The 16914-nt window shown below is 71.9% G+C and carries 18 protein-coding genes; 4 read left to right on the forward strand and 14 right to left on the reverse strand.

Translation table 11 applies throughout. From position 1 onward, the window contains the following. Position 1 precedes the first annotated feature (1 nt). Complete coding sequence (locus ABZ716_RS15360) at positions 2 to 1300, forward strand: Ig-like domain-containing protein (RefSeq protein ID WP_358959451.1); 1299 nt, start codon at positions 2 to 4, stop codon at positions 1298 to 1300. Continuing rightward, positions 1297 to 2883 carry an alpha/beta fold hydrolase gene (locus ABZ716_RS15365; protein WP_358959295.1) on the forward strand — a complete coding sequence of 529 codons (1587 nt, stop codon included), beginning with the start codon at positions 1297 to 1299 and terminating at the stop codon, positions 2881 to 2883. Before ABZ716_RS15360 ends, ABZ716_RS15365 begins: the two co-directional genes overlap by 4 nt. 34 nt (positions 2884 to 2917) lie before the next feature. On the opposite strand, the gene ABZ716_RS15370 is transcribed toward ABZ716_RS15365, so the two are convergent. The 12 genes from ABZ716_RS15370 to ABZ716_RS15425 form a co-directional block, all read right to left on the reverse strand. Then, positions 2918 to 3796 carry an amino acid ABC transporter permease gene (locus ABZ716_RS15370; protein WP_358813231.1) on the reverse strand — a complete coding sequence of 293 codons (879 nt, stop codon included), beginning with the start codon at positions 3794 to 3796 and terminating at the stop codon, positions 2918 to 2920. Beyond that, positions 3793 to 4437 carry an amino acid ABC transporter permease gene (locus ABZ716_RS15375; RefSeq protein WP_358813230.1) on the reverse strand — a complete coding sequence of 215 codons (645 nt, stop codon included), beginning with the start codon at positions 4435 to 4437 and terminating at the stop codon, positions 3793 to 3795. Before ABZ716_RS15375 ends, ABZ716_RS15370 begins: the two co-directional genes overlap by 4 nt. A 17-nt stretch (positions 4438 to 4454) precedes the next feature. Then, positions 4455 to 5363, reverse strand: coding sequence for a glutamate ABC transporter substrate-binding protein (locus tag ABZ716_RS15380; protein WP_358813229.1), 909 nt, complete (start codon positions 5361 to 5363; stop codon positions 4455 to 4457). Positions 5364 to 5374: 11 nt separating this feature from the next. Next, positions 5375 to 6118: an amino acid ABC transporter ATP-binding protein gene (locus ABZ716_RS15385; RefSeq protein ID WP_358813228.1), complete on the reverse strand. Its 744-nt coding sequence runs from the start codon at positions 6116 to 6118 to the stop codon at positions 5375 to 5377. A gap of 162 nt (positions 6119 to 6280) precedes the next feature. Continuing rightward, on the reverse strand, positions 6281 to 6724 hold the full coding sequence (locus ABZ716_RS15390; RefSeq protein WP_358813227.1) for a DUF6278 family protein: 444 nt from the start codon (positions 6722 to 6724) through the stop codon (positions 6281 to 6283). A gap of 63 nt (positions 6725 to 6787) precedes the next feature. Beyond that, positions 6788 to 7567, reverse strand: coding sequence for an exodeoxyribonuclease III (locus ABZ716_RS15395; protein WP_351879781.1), 780 nt, complete (start codon positions 7565 to 7567; stop codon positions 6788 to 6790). A 30-nt stretch (positions 7568 to 7597) separates the two neighbouring features. After that, positions 7598 to 8230 carry an MBL fold metallo-hydrolase gene (locus ABZ716_RS15400; protein ID WP_358813225.1) on the reverse strand — a complete coding sequence of 211 codons (633 nt, stop codon included), beginning with the start codon at positions 8228 to 8230 and terminating at the stop codon, positions 7598 to 7600. A gap of 24 nt (positions 8231 to 8254) precedes the next feature. Then, positions 8255 to 8845: a hypothetical protein gene (locus ABZ716_RS15405; RefSeq protein WP_358813224.1), complete on the reverse strand. Its 591-nt coding sequence runs from the start codon at positions 8843 to 8845 to the stop codon at positions 8255 to 8257. After that, positions 8842 to 10002 (reverse strand): ROK family glucokinase, encoded by a 1161-nt coding sequence (locus ABZ716_RS15410; protein ID WP_358813223.1) that lies wholly within the window; start codon positions 10000 to 10002, stop codon positions 8842 to 8844. Before ABZ716_RS15410 ends, ABZ716_RS15405 begins: the two co-directional genes overlap by 4 nt. Beyond that, positions 9999 to 10868, reverse strand: a complete 870-nt coding sequence (locus ABZ716_RS15415; protein WP_358959298.1) for an ATP-binding cassette domain-containing protein — start codon at positions 10866 to 10868, stop codon at positions 9999 to 10001. The genes ABZ716_RS15410 and ABZ716_RS15415 overlap by 4 nt, the downstream gene beginning before the upstream one ends. Beyond that, the gene (locus ABZ716_RS15420; RefSeq protein ID WP_358959300.1) at positions 10865 to 11902 is read right to left on the reverse strand and encodes an ABC transporter permease; all 1038 of its coding nucleotides are present in this window, start codon (positions 11900 to 11902) and stop codon (positions 10865 to 10867) included. Before ABZ716_RS15420 ends, ABZ716_RS15415 begins: the two co-directional genes overlap by 4 nt. Then, positions 11899 to 12909 (reverse strand): sugar ABC transporter substrate-binding protein, encoded by a 1011-nt coding sequence (locus ABZ716_RS15425; RefSeq protein ID WP_351879764.1) that lies wholly within the window; start codon positions 12907 to 12909, stop codon positions 11899 to 11901. Before ABZ716_RS15425 ends, ABZ716_RS15420 begins: the two co-directional genes overlap by 4 nt. A 143-nt stretch (positions 12910 to 13052) precedes the next feature. Between ABZ716_RS15425 and ABZ716_RS15430 the strand changes: the two genes are divergently transcribed. Further along, positions 13053 to 14057 carry a Gfo/Idh/MocA family oxidoreductase gene (locus ABZ716_RS15430; RefSeq protein ID WP_358813220.1) on the forward strand — a complete coding sequence of 335 codons (1005 nt, stop codon included), beginning with the start codon at positions 13053 to 13055 and terminating at the stop codon, positions 14055 to 14057. A gap of 123 nt (positions 14058 to 14180) precedes the next feature. On the opposite strand, the gene ABZ716_RS15435 is transcribed toward ABZ716_RS15430, so the two are convergent. After that, the gene (locus ABZ716_RS15435) at positions 14181 to 14798 is read right to left on the reverse strand and encodes a dihydrofolate reductase family protein (protein ID WP_358959302.1); all 618 of its coding nucleotides are present in this window, start codon (positions 14796 to 14798) and stop codon (positions 14181 to 14183) included. Positions 14799 to 14965: 167 nt separating this feature from the next. On the opposite strand from ABZ716_RS15435, the gene ABZ716_RS15440 reads away from it, so the two are divergent. Then, positions 14966 to 15700: an SDR family oxidoreductase gene (locus tag ABZ716_RS15440; protein WP_358813218.1), complete on the forward strand. Its 735-nt coding sequence runs from the start codon at positions 14966 to 14968 to the stop codon at positions 15698 to 15700. A 100-nt stretch (positions 15701 to 15800) separates the two neighbouring features. Here the strand turns inward: ABZ716_RS15440 and alc are convergent, their stop codons facing one another. Continuing rightward, the gene (alc, locus tag ABZ716_RS15445; protein WP_358959304.1) at positions 15801 to 16913 is read right to left on the reverse strand and encodes an allantoicase; all 1113 of its coding nucleotides are present in this window, start codon (positions 16911 to 16913) and stop codon (positions 15801 to 15803) included. Between the last annotated feature and the right edge of the window lies 1 nt (position 16914).

Below are 16914 nucleotides of genomic sequence, written 5' to 3' on the forward strand. Positions count from 1 at the left end.
GCTGCGTCATGCCGCACTCGCCGGCACCGCGCTGCTGGCCGCCGCGCTGACCGCCTGCTCGGGCGGCTCCGGCGGCGGTGCGGGCGGCGACGGGAAGGCGGACGCCAAGAACAAGCCCCCCATGGCCGTCTCGGTGAACCTGACGGGAAGCCAGGTCAAGGCGGGCGAGCCGGTCAGGGTGACCGTCGCCGAGGGCAAGCTGGCGCAGGTCAAGGTGACGGACGGCAAGGGCGGGGAACTGGCGGGGCAGATCGCCGCCGACGGGAAGACCTGGACCTCCGGCCGCAACGCCGCGCCGGACACCGACTACACGGTGGAGGCGCAGAACACCGACAGCCAGAGCGCGAGCACCCGGTTCAAGACCTCGGCCGCCGACAAGGTGAACAAGGTCTCCATCAACATCTCCAAGGGCAGCACGGTCGGGGTCGCGATGCCGGTCTCGCTCGTCTTCGACAATCCGGTGAAGAACAAGGCCGAGGTCGAGAAGCAGCTGAAGGTGACCACCTCGAACAGCACCGAGGGTTCCTGGGGCTGGGTCAAGGACTATTCCGGCAACGACCGGGTGGACTGGCGGCCGAAGGACTACTGGAAGTCCGGCACCGAGGTGAAGGTGGCGATGAACCTGAACGGTGTGGACTCCGGCGCGGGCGGCGGGCTCTTCGCCCGCGATTACACCACCGAGTTCACGATAGGCAAGGACCGCCGGATGGAGGTCAGCCTCGACACCAAGAAGATGTCGGTCACCGAGGACGGCCAGGTGGTCAGGACGGTGCCGGTCTCGGCGGGCACGCCGGGCGGCCAGAAGGCGTCCTGGTCCGGGAAGATGGTGCTGATGGCGAAGGAGGGCACCATCCGGATGGACTCCCAGACGGTGGGCCTCGGCGACGCCTACGACAAGATGGTCGACTACGCGATGCGGCTGACCTGGTCGGGCATGTACGTGCACGCCGCCCCCTGGAACGCCGACCACTTCGGCAACGCCAACACCAGTTCCGGGTGCGTGGGCATGAGCGACGCCAACGCCAAGGCCGTATACGAGCAGGTGCAGGCCGGCGACCCCCTGGAGGTGGTCGGCAGCGGCTCCAAGGGCACCGCAGACCTCGGCAACGGCTACGGCGAGTGGAACCTGTCGTGGGAGCAGTGGAAGGCCAAGAGCGCCCTGGCCGGCGGCACGAACGGAAGCAGACATTCCGTCAATTGTTACCAGTACGTAACTTACTCGCGGGTTACCATCGGTAAGCCCCTCCGGTTACCGTCGGGTCACTTTCGGACTCCGGCGCACGCGAGGAGCGTTCGATGAGAACCCGCCCCCACACCGCAGCGGCCGCGGCCGCCCTGATCGCGGCGACCGCCCTGGGCCTGGCCCCCCACCAGGCCCAGGCGGCCCCCACCGCCCCTCAGCCGTCGGAGCAGCAGTCCTCCGGCGTACGCTTCCACGACATCCCCGGCTCCGGCGGCATCACGCTCAAGGGCAACGTCTTCACCCCCTCCGGCGCCGAGCCCGGCCGGAAGTACCCGCTGATCGTGCTGCCCACCAGCTGGGGGATGCCGCAGATCGAGTACCTCGCCCAGGCCAAGCAGCTCGCCGACTCCGGCTACACCGTGGTGAGTTACACCTCCCGGGGCTTCTGGCTCTCCGGCGGGCAGATCGAGACGGCCGGCCCCGCCGACATCGCCGACGTCTCGGCCGTCATCGACTGGGCCCTCGCCACCACCCCCGCCGACCCCGGCCACGTGGGCCTGGGCGGGGTCTCGTACGGGGCGGGCATCAGCCTGCTGGCCTCCGCGCACGACCCCCGGATCAAGGCCGTGGTCGCGCTCAGCGGCTGGGCGGACCTCGTCGACTCGATCTACTCCGGCCGCACCCAGCACCTCCAGGCCGCCGGGATGCTCGGCGCCGCCGGCGCGCTCACCGGCCGCCCGGGACCCGAACTCCAGCGGATCCTGGGCGACTTCCTCGGCTCGAAGCTGGAGAGCGAGCCGGCGATGATCGAGTGGGGGAAGAAGCGCTCCGCCTCGGAACAGGTCGACCGGATCAACGCGGGCGGCGCCGCCGTCATGCTCGGCAACGCCTGGGGCGACACCATCTTCCCGCCCAACCAGTACGCGGAGTTCTTCGAGAAGCTCACCGGCCCCAAGCGCCTGGAGTTCCGCCCCGGCGACCACGCCACCGCCGAGGCGACCGGCCTGCTCGGACTGCCCAACGACACCTGGACCGACGCCCACCGCTGGTTCGACCGCTACCTCAAGGGCGAGCGCAACGGAGTCGACACCGAGGCCCCCGTCCAGATCAAGTCCCGCAGCACCGGCGGCTACGAGGGCTACCCCGACTGGAAGTCGGTCGGCTCCGGCGGCCGCGAGCAGCTCCCGCTCACCGGAACCGAGCACCTGCTGACCGGCGTCGACTCGGGCGCCGACGGCGGGGTGATCTTCCTCTCCAGCATCCTCGACCAGTTCGCCCAGGCTCCCCCGGTCGCCTCCATCCCGCTCCTGCCCCGCGCCTTCGCCGCCGTCTGGCAGTCCCCCCGCTACGCCACCGAGCGCCGCGTGCGCGGCATCGTCCGCCTGCACACCACCGTCACCCCCACCCGCGGCGACGGGACCTTCGTCGCCTACCTCTACGACGTGGGCCCCCTCGGCGTCGGCAAGCTGGTCACCCACGCCCCCCAGACCTTCCACGGGAAGGAGCCCGGGCAGCCCTTCGGCGTGGACCTGGACCTGTTCTCCACCGCCTACGACGTGCCCGCGGGCCACCGGCTCGCCGTCGTCATCGACACGGTCGACCCCCTCTACGCCGAGCACAACCCCGCCGGCGCGCAGTTGACCTTCTCCTCGCCGCGCACCGACCCCTCGTACGTCTCGGTGCCCCTGCGCGAGCAGTGATCCACGGCTGCGGCCGGCGGAGGAGGCTCCGCGCCTACCTCCCCGGCAGCACGGGGCCCGGTTCGGCGGGGGCTACGTCGACCGCCCTGGTCTTCGGGCTGCGGCGCTCCCGCCGCGCCACCCAGGTGGCGAACCAGGACAGCGCCATGCACATCCCGATGTAGACCGGCGAGATGACCAGGACGACGGGGATGAACGGCAGGTCGTAGTCCAGGGTGGAGGCGATCAGCTTGCCGGCGTGGAGGAACTCCTCGTAGGTGATCAGGAAACCGAGGGAGGTGTCCTTCAGGGCCACCACCAGCTGGCTGATGATCGCGGGCAGCATCGCCCGGACCGCCTGCGGGGCCAGCACGCTGGTCATCACCTGCGTCTTGCGCATACCGAGTGCGTACGCCGCCTCCCCCTGGCCGCGCGCCACGGAGTTGACGCCGGTACGGAAGAGCTCCGCCAGCACCGAGCCGTTGTACAGGGTCAGCCCCGCCACCAGGGCGGGCAGCGGCTGCACCTTCAGCGCGACGAAGATGAAGAAGATCATCACCAGTACCGGCATGGCCCGGAAGAACTCCACGCACAGCGTGGCCGGCCAGCGCAGGGCCCGGTGCTCCGAGAGCCGGCCGGCGGCGAGCACCGCGCCGAGCACCAGGGAGAGCACCGAGGCGTACGCGAAGGCCCGCAGGGTGTTGCCCAGGCCCTTGAGCAGCAGCTCCTGGATGCCCTCGTAGGCGAAGGGCCGCCACTTGACGGCCGTGAACTGGTGCGTGTCGAAGAGCAGGTAGAGGATCCAGACGAGCAGGCCGAGGATCACCACCGTCGAGACGATCCCGTAGAGGAAGTGCCGGCGCCGGGCTCTGGGTCCGGGCAGGTCGTAGAGGGCCGTGGACCCCAGGTCCCCGTGCAGCGCGTGCGCGGTCATCGGGCGACTCCGTACCGCTTCTCCAGCACGTTGAAGAGCGCGCTGATGGACAGGGTGATGATCAGGTAGCCGACGGCGATCCAGACGAAGGTCCAGACGATGCTGTAGCCCAGCTCGTTGAGTGGCTTGTAGGTGCCCAGCAGCTCGGTGACGCTGAAGGAGCCCGCGATGGCCGAGTTCTTGGCGAGGGCGATCAGGGTGGAGCCGATGGGCGGGATGACGGAGCGGAACGCCTGCGGCAGCACGACCGCGCCCAGGGTCTGGCCGAAGCTCATCCCGAGGCTGCGGGCGGCCTCCCCCTGCCCCTTGGGCACGGTGTTGATGCCCGAACGCAGCGCCTCGCAGATGAAGGCGGAGGTGTAGCAGCCGAGGGCGAGGACGGCGAAGAGCTGGAAGGGAAGGACCAGCCCGAAGCGCGGCAGGCCCAGCAGCACGGCGAAGAAGAGCAGGGTCAGCGGGGTGTTGCGCAGCACGGTGACCCAGACCGTGCCGAAGACCCGGAAGGAGCCGACGGGCGCCACGCGGAAGGAGGCCATCAGGAAGCCGAGGACCAGGGCGAGGAGCGAGGCGTAGACGGTGAGCTCGACGGTGCCGAGGAAGCCCTTGCCGTAGAGCGCGAAGTTCTCGGTGAGTACGTCCATGGTGGTGCGCTCTCCCCTCAGCCCGCGGGGTAGCGGTCGATGGCGGGCGGTTTCGGGGCGGGCTGTCCGGACAGGCCCAGGGTGGCCTCGTACGCCTTCTTCCAGTCGCCGTTCTTCTCGTGCGCGGCCAGGGCGTCGTCGAGGGCGAGGCGCAGCTGGTTGTCGGAGCGGGGGACGCCGATGCCGTAGGGCTCCTGGGAGAAGGGCCTGCCGACGACCTTGAGTTCCTCGGGGACCTTGGCGGCGTAGCCGAGGAGGATGGAGTCGTCGGTGGAGACGGCGTCGACCTGGAAGGTCAGGAGGTTGTCCACGCAGACCGCGTAGGTGTCGTAGGCGACGAGGACGGCCCGGGGGAACTCGCTCTGGAGGCGCTGGTAGGAGGTGGAGCCGGCGGCCGAGCAGACGCGTTTGCCGGCGAGGTCCTCGGGGCCCTTGATGCCCTTCTCGCTCCGGCGGACCAGCAGGGACTGTCCGGCCAGGTAGTAGGGGCCGGCGAAGCCGACCTGCTGCTTGCGTTTGTCGTTGATCGTGTAGGTGCCCACGTAGTAGTCGATCTGGCCGTTCTGCAGGGCGGTCTCGCGGTTGGCGGAGGCGATGGTCCTGAACTCGGTCGTCCCGGGGGCGAAGCCGAGGGAGGCGGACATCATCTTGGCGATCTCGATGTCGAAGCCGGAGTAGACGCCGGTGGCGGGGTCCTTCTGCCCCATGTACGGCTGGTCCTCCTTGGCTCCGACCACGAGGTGGCCGCGCCGCCTGGCCTTCTCCCAGGTGGGCGATCCGGGCAGCCGGAAGGCGGTGTCCACCCGGTAGGCGGGCAGGTCCTCGGGCTGCGGCCCCTTGACCGGGGGGCTGCCGCTCCTGCCGCAGCCGCTGACGGCCGCGAGGAGGACGAGGGCCAGGGCCAGGGCGCGCGGGGTGTGCTTCATCGGGCGGCCCCTCAGTGCTTGAGGATCTTGGAGAGGAAGTCCCGGGCCCGCTCGCTCTCGGGGGCGGTGAAGAACTCCTCCGGGGTGCGGTCCTCGATGATCCTGCCGTCGGCCATGAACACGACGCGGTTCGCGGCGGAGCGGGCGAAGCCCATCTCGTGGGTGACGACGACCATGGTCATGCCCTCGGCGGCGAGCTGCTGCATGACCTCCAGCACCTCGTTGATCATCTCGGGGTCGAGGGCGGAGGTGGGCTCGTCGAAGAGGAGAACCTTGGGGTCCATGGCCAGGGCGCGGGCGATGGCCACGCGTTGCTGCTGTCCCCCGGAGAGCTGGGCGGGGAACTTCCCGGCCTGGTCGGCGAGGCCGACCCGGTCCAGGAGTTCCCGGGAGCGCTGGTCGGCCTCCTCGCGGCCCCGCTTCCTGACCTTGATCTGGGCGAGGGAGACGTTGGCGAGGACGGTCTTGTGCGCGAAGAGGTTGAAGGACTGGAAGACCATGCCGACCTCGGCGCGCAGCCGCGCCAGTTCCTTGCCTTCGGCGGGCAGCGGCCGGCCGTCGAGGAGGATCTCGCCGGAGCCGATGGTCTCCAGGCGGTTGACGGTCCGGCAGAGGGTGGACTTCCCCGAACCGGAGGGACCGATGACCACCACCACCTCCCCGCGGCCGACGGTGAGGTTGATGTCCTGGAGGACGTGCAGGTTCCCGTAGTGCTTGTTGACGTCCCGCAGCTCGATCAACGGTTCGACGGCCATACGCTGCCCTGCCCACTTGTCGGTGTGTCGAGGTCAGCGCAAACTATCCAGCCCCCTCAAGGGACTTCTCCGCGACACGCCTGAAGGTGCATAAAGCACATCGGGCCCTTGGGGGGAACCGCTGAGTGAGCGGCCGGGGCAGCGGCTCAGGAAGCGGCACGGTCAGCCCTCGGACGCCTCCGCGTACGCCTGGCTGAGCTCGGGGGAGCCGGTCATGGCCCAGGACACCCCCGACTCGACCACGTTGAGCTCGCGCCCCGAGGCCAGCCGGACCACGGGCCGGCCGCCCGGCCACACCCGCCAGCCGGTGCCGGGGACGGTCGCCACGATCACGGTCCCGAGGTAGAAGCCCGCGTCGCTGCCCAGCCAGGGCACCGCCTCGGGGTCGCGCCGCCAGCGCGGCATCAGCTGGTCCAGCGCCTCCAACGAGGCCGGGGTCCGGTCGAGTTCCAGGCCCGCGGCTCTCGCCTGGGCCCGCAGCAGCTCGCACTCGGCGAACAGCTCGCCGACGCCCTCGGGGTCCTCCGCGAGGGCGGTGGCCAGTCCCACGGCGCCCTGCTCCGTATCGTCCCGGTGGAGCCAGCCGGCCAGGAAGGGGATGCGCATACCGCCCAGCGTGACACCGGGACCCCCGCCTGGCCACAGGGCGCGCCCCGATCCTGGAGGCTTCTACAGATCGAGGTCGACCACGACCGGCGCGTGGTCGGAGGCGCCCTTGCCCTTGCGCTCCTCGCGGTCGACGTAGGCGTCCTTGACCGCCGTGGCGAAGGGGTCGTTGCCGTAGACCAGGTCGATGCGCATGCCGCGGTTCTTGGGGAAGCAGAGCTGGCGGTAGTCCCAGTACGTGTAGGGGCGGTCGTACTTCAGGGGGCGCGGCACCACGTCCGACAGGCCCGTGCCGCGCAGGGCCTCCAGGGCGGCGCGCTCGGCGGGGGTGACATGGGTGAGCCCCTCGAAGAGGGCCGGGTCGTAGACGTCCTCGTCGGTGGGGGCCACGTTGAAGTCGCCGAGCACGGCGAAGGGGCGCGGGCCGGCCGCGTCCTCGGCGACGGCGGCGGCCAGGGCGCGCAGCCACTGGAGCTTGTAGCCGAAGTGGTCGTGCGCGACCTCGCGGCCGTTGGGCACGTACACCGACCACAGGCGCACCCCGCCGCAGGTGGCGGAGATCGCGCGGGGCTCCTGCACGCCCTCGTAGTCCGGGCCGCCGGGCAGTCCGGTGACGACGTCCTCCAGGCCGACCCGGGAGAGCAGGGCGACGCCGTTCCACCGGCCGGTGGCGTTGACGGCCGACTCGTAGCCCAGCTCGCGCAGCGCGTCGGCCGGGAACTGCTCGGCCGTGCACTTGGCCTCCTGGAGGCAGAGCACATCGGTGCCCGACGCCTCCAGCCAGGCCAGCAGGCGGGGCAGCCGGGCGGTGATCGAGTTGACGTTGAAGGTGGCGATACGCATGTCCCCCAACCTACCGCCCGGCACCGACACTCAGAGGTCGGCGCTCTCTCCGGCCCCGAGCCGGCTGTGGGGGGCGCGGGCGAGGTTGCCCAGGACCGTGTCGTACACGGGCCGGGCGAGGTCGGCGAGGTAGGCGTCGTGGATGTCGATCGCCCGGCGTGGTGCGACCTCGCGGACGTAGTCGATCACTTCGGCGATCTTGTTCCAGGGGGCGTGCACCGGCAGCATCAGCGTGTCCACGGGGGCGTCCGGGACGGTCAGGGCGTCTCCGGGGTGGAAGAGGGAGCCCTCCACGAGGTAGCCGACGTTGGTGACGCGGGGCAGGTCCGGGTGGATCTCGGCGTGCAGTTCGCCGTGGACCTGGACCTCGAACCCGGCGGCGGTGAAGGTGTCCCCGTGGCCGACGGTGTGCACCCGGCCCGGGTAGGCGGCGGCCATCCGTCCGGCGACGCTGCGCAGGGTCCACAGGGCCGCCGCCGGGTTCGCGTCGAGGGCGGCGCGCAGCCGGCCCTCGTCGAAGTGGTCGGGGTGCTCGTGGGTGACCAGCAGGGCGTCCGCGCCGAGGCCGGCGTCCGGTTCGCTGAAGGCGCCCGGGTCGATGACGAGGGTGCGCCCGTCCTTCTCCAACTGGACGCAGGAGTGCAGCCGTTTGGTGAGCTTCATGATCCCCACCCTATGCCGCGCCGCTTACGGAACGGTGGTGGAGACCACGTAGACGCGGGGGGCGGCTGGGTTGGTGAAGTCGACGGTGACGTCCCGGGTGGGGCGCGGGTCCTGGGCCTCCAGGGTGACCCCGGACCACTGGTGCCGCGGGTTCCAGCTCCAGCCCGCGACGTGCGCGTCGCGCTCGGAGACCGAGACGCCGGGGGTGAGCGCCCCGCGGCTGGTGCCGAGGTCGGCGAGGAAGGTGTCCAGCAGCTCGGGGGTGGCCTGGAACTGGACGTAGAGCCTGCTGGTGTGCCAGTTGTTGGTCTCCAGGTAGCCGACGGAGGAGGCCATCAGCGGGATGGGCACCTCGTAGATGCTGCGCTGCACCTTGGACGGCCAGTCCGGGCGCACCTTGACCGCGCCGACCCGGGCGGCCTTGTCCCGGCCGCTCTCGCGGCTCTGCTGGGCGGAGACGAACAGGTAGCCCGCCGGGACGCCGACGAGCAGCAGGATGATCACCGCGGTGACCCAGCGGCGGCGCACGGTGCTGCGCCGCTCCTCGGGGGTGGGGGGCCGGTCCGCGCCCGCCTCGGGGGAGGTGGCCTGACGGGGCAAGGTGGGCGGGGTCACGGCTGTTCCTGCTCCTCGGGGCCGGCGGCGGCGCGCCGGCCGAACTGCGCGTAGCGCTCGTGGCGCTCGACGCGCCGGCGGGTGGCGCGGCGGAAGCGGCGGGCGACGAGCCGGGCGAGGTCCGCGGCGCCGACCATGCCGGCCTCGGGGCCCAGCTCGGCCTTGGCGATCCGGGCCTCGGGGCGGTAGCCGCGGCCGGTGAGGTGGCGGCGGAAGGCGTCCCGGGCGGGCCCGATCAGCAGGTCGTCGGCGGCGCTGACGCCGCCGCCGATGACGAAGCAGGAGGGGTCGAGGGCGGCGGCGAGGTTGGCGATGCCGACGCCGAGCCACTGGCCGATGTCCTGGAGGAGCTCGACGCACATGGCGTCGCCCTCGCGGGCCAGCTCGGTGATGAGCGGCCCGGTGATCTCCTGGACGTTGCCGCCGACCCGGGCGATGATGTTGTGGGCGACCGGGGAGTCGGCGGCGGCCAGCTCGCGGGCCTCGCGGACCAGGGCGTTGCCGGAGCTGTACTGCTCCCAGCAGCCGCGGTTGCCGCAGGGGCAGCGGTGGCCGCCGGGGACGACCTGCATGTGGCCGAACTCGCCGGCCACGCCGTAGCGGCCGCGCTTGACCTGGCCGCCCTCCAGGATGGCCCCGCCGATGCCGGTCCCCAGGGTGATCATCACCAGGTGGTCCTCGCCGCGGCCCGCGCCGAAGCGCCATTCGGCCCAGGCGGCGGTGTTGGCGTCGTTGTCCACCATGACGGGGACGGCGAGGCGCGACTGGAGGGCGTCGCGCAGGGGCTCGTCCCGCCAGGCGAGGTGGGGGGCGAACAGGACGCGGGAGCGGTCGGCGTCGACCCAGCCGGCCGCGCCGATGCCCACCGCGTGCACGTCGTGCCGGTCGGAGAGGTCCAGGACCAGCTCCACGATGGTGTCCTCGACCACCTTGGGGCTCTTGGACTTGTCGGGGGTCTCGGCGCGGATCTTCTCCAGGATGACCCCGTCGGCGTCGACGACGCCCGCCATCACCTTGGTGCCGCCGATGTCGATGCCGACCGTCGGGACCCGGGGGGCGGTCAGGTGCGAGCGGCGCTCACGGCTCCCGATGGTCCGCAGGACGGTGCCCCGCGCCGACCCGCGGTGGGTGAGCGAGAAGTCCCGGTAGGTGGTCATCGAGTCGTGTCGTCCCTGTCGGAGGCGGTGGTGGCGGCGGCGGTGTCGGTGGCGGGGAGGGAGCCGGACGGGGTGTCCCGTCCCGATTCTGCCACCCGCTCCAGTTCGTGGCTCAGCTCCTCCAGCTCGGAGCCGCCGGCCATCTGCCGGGTGAGCTCGTCCAGCGTGATGGAGTCCCGGGTGTGACTGCCCGCCATGGCCCCGCGCTTGAGCAGCACGAAGCGGTCGCCGACGAGGTGGGCGTGGTGCGGGTTGTGCGTGATGAGGACCACGCCGAGTCCGGCGTCGCGGGCGGCGGCGACGTACTTGAGGACCACGCCGGACTGCTTGACGCCGAGCGCGGCGGTGGGCTCGTCCAGGACGAGGACCTTCGCGCCGAAGTGGACGGCGCGGGCGATGGCCACGCACTGGCGTTCGCCGCCGGACAGGGTGCCGATCGGCTGGTCCACGTCCCGCAGGTCGATGCCCATGCGCAGCAGCTCGGCGCGGGTGGTCTCGCGCATCAGCGCCACGTCGAGGCGGCGCAGGGGGCCGCGGCCCCGGGTGGGCTCGGAGCCCAGGAAGAAGTTCCGCCAGACCGGCATCAGGGGGACGACGGCGAGGTCCTGGTAGACGGTGGCGATGCCCCGGTCCAGGGCCGCGCGGGGGTTGGCCAGGACGGTCTCCTCACCCTCGATCTCGAAGGTGCCGGCGTCGTGCCGGTGCAGCCCCGCGATGATCTTGATGAGGGTGGACTTGCCGGCGCCGTTGTCGCCGAGCACACAGGTGATCTCCCCGGCCGAGACCTCCAGGGAGACCTCGCGCAGGGCGCGGATGCTGCCGTAGAACTTGCTGACCCCGGTCAGCTTCACCAGTGGCGTGCTCATGACCGTGCCTCCGCCCGCTTGCGGACCCATGCGTTGAGCAGCGTGGCGAGCAGCAGCATGGCGCCGAGGAAGAACTTGAACCAGTCCGGGTTCCACTGCGCGTAGACGATGCCGTTGCTGGCCATGCCGAAGATGAACGCGCCGACGGCCGAACCGATCGCGGAGCCGTAGCCGCCGGTCATCAGACAGCCGCCGATGACGGCCGCGATGATGTAGAGGAACTCGTTGCCGACGCCCTCCCCCGACTGGACCACGTCGAAGGAGAACAGGATGTGCTGCCCGGAGATCCAGGCGCACAGCGCGACGCCCATGTAGAGGCCGATACGGGTCTTGACGACCGGGACGCCGGTGGCGCGGGCCGCGTCGGCCCCGCCGCCCACGGCGAAGATCCAGTTCCCGGCGCGGGTGCGCAGCAGGATCCAGGTGGCGACGGCGACCAGGACCAGCCACCACAGGATGGTGACCTTGAGGGTGACCGAGCCCACGTTCCACTGCGAGGCGAACAGCGCCCGGGCGGAGGGGAAGCCCTCCATGTCGGCGATGGACTTGGTGGACACGGTGCCGCTGATCAGCTTGGTGAAGCCGAGGTTCAGGCCGGTCAGCATCAGGAAGGTGCCCAGCGTGATGATGAAGCTGGGCAGTTTCGTACGGGTCAGCATGAACCCGTTGAAGAAGCCGATGGCCAGGGTGACCAGCAGGGAGACGCCGACGCCGACCCAGACGTTGGCGGTCATCTGGTAGCTGAACATCGAGCTGACCAGTGCCGAGGTGGTCACCATGACGCCCGCGGACAGGTCGAACTCGCCGCCGATCATCAGCAGGGCGACGGGAACGGCCATGATCCCGATGGTGGAGGCCGAGTAGAGGACCGTGCTGAGGCTGGAGGCCCTCAGGAAGCTGTCCGCGGCGAAGGAGAAGAAGACGAAGACGGCGGCGGCGCCGACGACCGCGCCCAGCTCGGGGCGGCCCAGCAGCCGGCGGACGTAGGAGACGGGCGCCAGCCGCTCGTCGGCCGCCGGGGCGGCGGCGCTCATCGGCTGCCCCGCTTGATGAACGGCTCCAGCGCGGCGGCCTGGTCCGCGGTGACGATCTGCGGGCCGGTCAGCACCGGCCGGCCGCCACCGAGCACGTCCCCGTTGTAGCGGTGCAGCCACAGCAGGTCCACGGCCTCGTAGCCCTGGAGGTAGGGCTGCTGGTCGACGGCGAAGCCCAGGGCGCCGGACTTGAGGTCGCGGGCGACGGACTCGTTGAGGTCGAAGGTGTCCACCTCCGCCTTGCTGCCCGCCGCCTCCTTGGCCTTGACGGCGGTGGGGGCGAAGGGGGCGCCCAGGGTGAGGATCCCGTCGACGCCGGGGTCGGCCTGGAGCTTGGCCTGGATGGCGGCCTGGACGGAGGGCATGTTGGTGCCCTCGACGTACAGGTTCTCCAGGCTGCCGCCGAAGGTCTTCTTCGCCCCGGCGCAGCGCTGCTCGTGGCCGACGTTGCCCTGTTCGTGCAGGACGCAGACGGCCTTCTTCAGCCCCCGCTTGGTCATCTCGGTGCCGACGGCCTCGCCCGCGATCTCCTCGTCCTGGCCGATGTGGGCCAGGGCCCCGTACGCGGCCGACTGGGCGGAGCCGGAGTTGACCGTGATCACCGGGATGCCCGCCTTCACGGCCTTGGCCACGACGTCCTTGAGGGCGTCGGGCTTGGCCAGGCTGACGATGATCCCGTCGGCCTTCTGGTCGATGGCGTTCTGCACGAACTGGGCCTGCTGCTGCGCCTGGTCGTCGTGCGAGTAGACGAAGTTGATGTTGTCCTTCGCCGCCGCCTCCTTGGCGCCCTTCTGGACGATGTCCCAGAAGGTGTCGCCGTCACCCGCGTGCGTGATCATCGCGAAGGTCCAGCGCGGTGTGGAGACGGCGGGCCGGCCCGCCTCCGCGGCTTTCGCCCGTTCCTCGGCACGCTTGCCGCCCGTGCTGCTGCAGCCCGCGAGGGAGGCCCCCAGTACCGCCGCGAGCACGGCGCCGACGACGCGTACCCCTGTCCGAACCCTAGCCACGTCCCCGTGCCCTTCCCTCGTCCGTCATGAATCGGTCATTTCCGGTGTCAGCCGCCCAGTATCCGCCACAGTGGACCATGCGGGGTCATCGGGGCGTGCGGGCGCGGATTGACAGGTCCCCCGTACGGGGTCACGTTGAGTGCATGCGCATCGGGCTCATCGGAACGGGCCGGATCGGCTCCTTCCACGCGGCCGCGCTGGCCCGCCACCGGGACGCCGGCTCCCTGCTGCTGGCCGACGCCGAGCCGGGGCGGGCCGCGCGGCTCGCGGACCGGCTGGGCGCCACCGCCGCGCCCGCCGTCGACCAGGTCTTCACCTGGGGCGTGGACGCGCTGGTCGTGGCCTGCGCCACCGAGGGGCACGCCGAGCTCGTCGTCCGGGCGGTGCGCGGCGGGCTGCCGGTGTTCTGCGAGAAGCCGCTGGCCCCGGACCTGGCCCGGACCCTGGCGGTGCTGCGCGAGGTGGCCTCCGCCGGCGGGCTGCTCCAGGTGGGCTTCATGCGCCGCTTCGACCCCGGCTACCGCACGGCGCGGGAGCTGGTCCGTTCGGGTGCGCTGGGGCGGCTGCACACCGTCCGCACCACGACCGCCGACCCGGCCCCGCCGGACGCCGCCTACCTCACCGCCTCGGGCGGGCTGTACCGGGACTGCCTGGTGCACGACTTCGACATGGTGCGCTGGGTGACCGGGCGGGAGGTCACCGAGGTGTACGCGGCCGGTTCGGACGCGGGAGCGGCCGTCTTCCGCGAGAGCGGCGACATCGGCACGGCCGCGGCGGTGCTCACCCTGGACGACGGGACCCTGGTCTCCAGCACCGGCACCCGCCGCAACGGCGCCGGGTACGACGTGCGGATGGAGCTCGCCGGGGAGCTGGACCAGGTCTCCTGCGGGCTGGACGACCGTACGCCGATCGCCTCGACGGAACCGCACGGGCCGCCCCCGGCGAGCAAGCCGTGGACCGGCTTCCTGGAGCGGTTCGGACCCGCCTACGAGGCCGAGCTGGCGGCCTTCGTCCGGCTGGTGCGCGGCGAGGGGGACAACCCGTGCGACGGCCGGGAGGCGCTGGCCGCGTTCCGGATCGCGGAGGCGTGCGAGCGCTCGCGGCGGGAGCGGCGCCCGGTACGGCTGGAGGAGCTCCCGGACCTGTAGCGCGGGCGGGACGGGCATCCGGCCACAGTAGGCCCGGTGATCAAATCCGGAAGAGGCGATTACCGGCCAAACGGCAGGGCCGTGTGGAGTCCCGGGACCGGGGTGCCCGCGCCCGGGCCGGGGTCAGGCTTCGAAGTCCCGGAAGACGGCCCGGCCCTTCGGGCGGTAGGTGTGGATGGCCGTCCCGCCGCTGGTGGTGCGGGAGGCGGCCAGCTCGCAGGCGGTGGGCAGGCCGCCGGTGGGGAACAGGCGCCGGCCCGCGCCGAGGAAGACCGGGAAGACCAGGAGGTTCAGCTCCTCGACCAGGTCCCGGGCGAGCAGCCACTGGGCGAGCCGCCCGCTGCCGTGCACCTGGAGCTCGCCCCCGATGGCGTCCTTGGCCCGGACGACCTCCGCCTGGAGGTGCTCCCCGTCCAGGACGGCGGCCGGGCCCCAGGCGGGGTCTTCGAGGGTGGTGGAGGCGACGTACTTCGTCAGCCGGTTGAGGCTTGCGGCGATCGGGTTCGCGGGGTCGTCGTGGTGCGGCCAGTACGCGGCGAAGATCTCGTACGTCCGCCGGCCGAGCAGGAAGGCGCCGGCGCGGCTGAAGACCTCCTCCATGAACTCCTGCATACCGGCGTCGGCGTGGGGGGCGAGCCAGCCCCCGTAGCGGAACCCGTCGCTGCTGTCCTCCTCCCGCCCTCCGGGGGCCTGCATCACCCCGTCGAGGGTCAGGAAGGTGGTGAGGGTCAGCTTGCCCATGGCTCGGCGCTCCTTGTGTCGGTGACCTGCTCCCCTTCCAGACTCCCGCCCGGCCCCTCACTCATCGGCGCGGCGCGCGTGAACGCCAGGTCGGATTCCCGCCAGCGCCGCCCACCCCCGGCCGATTTGATTGAACTCGCAACCAAACAGCTCGGAAGGGAGCGGGAATGAACGACGACACGGTGGCTCTGGTGACGGGCGGCAGCCGGGGGATCGGGGCGGCCACCGCACTGCGGCTGGCGGCGGACGGCTTCGACGTCGCCCTCACCTATGTCAACGGTGACGGGGCCGCGGCCGAGGTGGCCGGCCAGGTGGAGGCCCTCGGCCGCAGGGCGCTGGCGGTACGGGCCGACGCGGGCTCCGCCGACGGTTCCCGGACGGCGGTGGAGGAGACCGTCCGCGCGCTGGGACGGCTCGACGTCCTGGTCAACAACGCGGGCGCGGGCGTACTCGGCCCGATCGGGACGCTCGCCGCCGCCGACGTGGACCGGGTCCTCGCCGTCAACGTCCGGGGCGCCTTCCTGGCCGCGCAGGCGGCCGCCCAGCACATGGGCCCCGGCGGACGGATCGTCACCGTCGGCAGCTGCATGGTGCAGCGGGTCCCCGGGCCGGGCGGCACCCTGTACGCGATGAGCAAGGCGGCCATGACCGGCCTGACCAAGGCCCTCGCCCGGGAGCTCGGCGCCCGCGGCATCACCGCGAACCTGGTGCACCCGGGGCCGACGGACACCGACATGAACCCGGCCGACGGCCCGTACGCCGACGCGCAGCGGTCGTTGACGGCGCTCGGGCGCTACGGCACGCCGCAGGAGGTGGCCGCCCTGGTGTCCTTCCTCGCCGGGCCGGACGCGGCGTACGTCACCGGGGCGGAGTTCTCGGTGGACGGCGGCCACGCCGCCTGAGGGAACGCCGACGGGCGCACCGCGTTCGCGGTGCGCCCATCGGGCCGTTGCCGGGCCCCGGGGGTGTCGGCCCCCGAGGCGGCCGGCGGGCGGCGCGGACTCAGCCGCCCAGCTCCTGGTGGCGGGCGGCGTGCACGGCCGCGCCGGCCTCCGTCAGCGAACCGAACAGGCGCAGGCGGGAGAAGCCGCCGTCCGGGAAGATGTCGATCCGGACGTGCGTGCCGACCGCCGGGGTGTCCAGCACGAAGCGGTGGTTGGTGTCGGGCTGCAGGCGGGTGCGCGGCAGGAACTCGGTCCACTCGCCCTCCTCGCCCGTCTTGACCGACAGCGAGGCCCAGCCGGCCGAGTTGCCCTTGAGGTAGGCGGTGTCGATCTCGACGGCGCGGATCTCGGACTCGGCGACGAGCTGGTAGCGGATCCAGTCGTTGCCGTTGTCACGGCGGCGGGCGGTCTCCCAGCCGTCGTCCATCTTGCGGGAGCGGCCCGGGTTGATGGTGTTGGTCGGCGGGGAGTAGAAGCGGTTGGAGGCGTCCTCGACGGAGCCGCCGTTCTCCAGGGCCACGACGTCGAAGGTGCCCAGCGCGGCGAGCCACTTCGGGTCGGGGCGGACCTCGCCGTAGACGCGCAGGCGGGCGATGCCGCCGTCGGGGTGCTGGTTGAGGCGCAGGTGCGTGAAGCGCTGCTCGACGTCGACGGCGAAGCCGTTGGCCGCGTGGCCGCCGACCGGGGTGCGCTCGACGAGGGTCGTCCACTTGACGTCGTCGGAGAGGAGTTCCTCGGCGGTCGGGGAGCCCTCGACGGCGGCGGCCTGGACGGACACGGCCTGCGGCATGTTGCCGCGGAAGTGGGCGGTGTCCACGACGATGCCGCGGATGACGCCGGGGGCCCCGAGGCGGATCAGGGCGTAGTCGTGGTCCTCGGCGGTCGGCCAGGGCTGCTCGGCGGAGACACCGCGGCGGCGGCGGGTCTCCCAGCCGTCCATGACCTTGCCCTTGTGGCCGAAGTGCTCGGGGTCGAAGTGCGCGGCCTCGGCGATCAGCAGGTTCTCGCGCTCGGCGAAGAACTCGTCGTTGGCGGCGATGACACCGGCGCCCAGCTCGCGGGCGGCGAGGTTGGCGTACTGGGTGAACTCGAACTCCGCGGTGCGGTAGTCGGCGTACGGGTCGCCGCCTCCGTACGGGTTCGCGTTACCGGTGAAGGATGCAATCGCCACT

This window comes from Streptomyces sp. NPDC006687, assembly GCF_040636215.1.
Lineage (GTDB): Bacteria > Actinomycetota > Actinomycetes > Streptomycetales > Streptomycetaceae > Streptomyces.

Excerpts from the sequence above, each read along its gene's own strand:
- ABZ716_RS15365 (WP_358959295.1), top strand. The coding sequence starts at position 1,297 with ATGAGAACCCGCCCCCACACCGCAGCGGCCGCGGCCGCCCTGATCGCG.
- ABZ716_RS15385 (WP_358813228.1), bottom strand. The coding sequence starts at position 6,118 with ATGGCCGTCGAACCGTTGATCGAGCTGCGGGACGTCAACAAGCACTAC.
- ABZ716_RS15395 (WP_351879781.1), bottom strand. The coding sequence starts at position 7,567 with ATGCGTATCGCCACCTTCAACGTCAACTCGATCACCGCCCGGCTGCCC.
- ABZ716_RS15380 (WP_358813229.1), bottom strand. The coding sequence starts at position 5,363 with ATGAAGCACACCCCGCGCGCCCTGGCCCTGGCCCTCGTCCTCCTCGCG.
- ABZ716_RS15390 (WP_358813227.1), bottom strand. The coding sequence starts at position 6,724 with ATGCGCATCCCCTTCCTGGCCGGCTGGCTCCACCGGGACGATACGGAG.
- ABZ716_RS15370 (WP_358813231.1), bottom strand. The coding sequence starts at position 3,796 with ATGACCGCGCACGCGCTGCACGGGGACCTGGGGTCCACGGCCCTCTAC.
- ABZ716_RS15400 (WP_358813225.1), bottom strand. The coding sequence starts at position 8,230 with ATGAAGCTCACCAAACGGCTGCACTCCTGCGTCCAGTTGGAGAAGGAC.
- ABZ716_RS15440 (WP_358813218.1), top strand. The coding sequence starts at position 14,966 with ATGAACGACGACACGGTGGCTCTGGTGACGGGCGGCAGCCGGGGGATC.
- ABZ716_RS15430 (WP_358813220.1), top strand. The coding sequence starts at position 13,053 with ATGCGCATCGGGCTCATCGGAACGGGCCGGATCGGCTCCTTCCACGCG.
- ABZ716_RS15435 (WP_358959302.1), bottom strand. The coding sequence starts at position 14,798 with ATGGGCAAGCTGACCCTCACCACCTTCCTGACCCTCGACGGGGTGATG.
- ABZ716_RS15375 (WP_358813230.1), bottom strand. The coding sequence starts at position 4,437 with ATGGACGTACTCACCGAGAACTTCGCGCTCTACGGCAAGGGCTTCCTC.
- ABZ716_RS15410 (WP_358813223.1), bottom strand. The coding sequence starts at position 10,002 with ATGACCACCTACCGGGACTTCTCGCTCACCCACCGCGGGTCGGCGCGG.
- ABZ716_RS15415 (WP_358959298.1), bottom strand. The coding sequence starts at position 10,868 with ATGAGCACGCCACTGGTGAAGCTGACCGGGGTCAGCAAGTTCTACGGC.
- ABZ716_RS15420 (WP_358959300.1), bottom strand. The coding sequence starts at position 11,902 with ATGAGCGCCGCCGCCCCGGCGGCCGACGAGCGGCTGGCGCCCGTCTCC.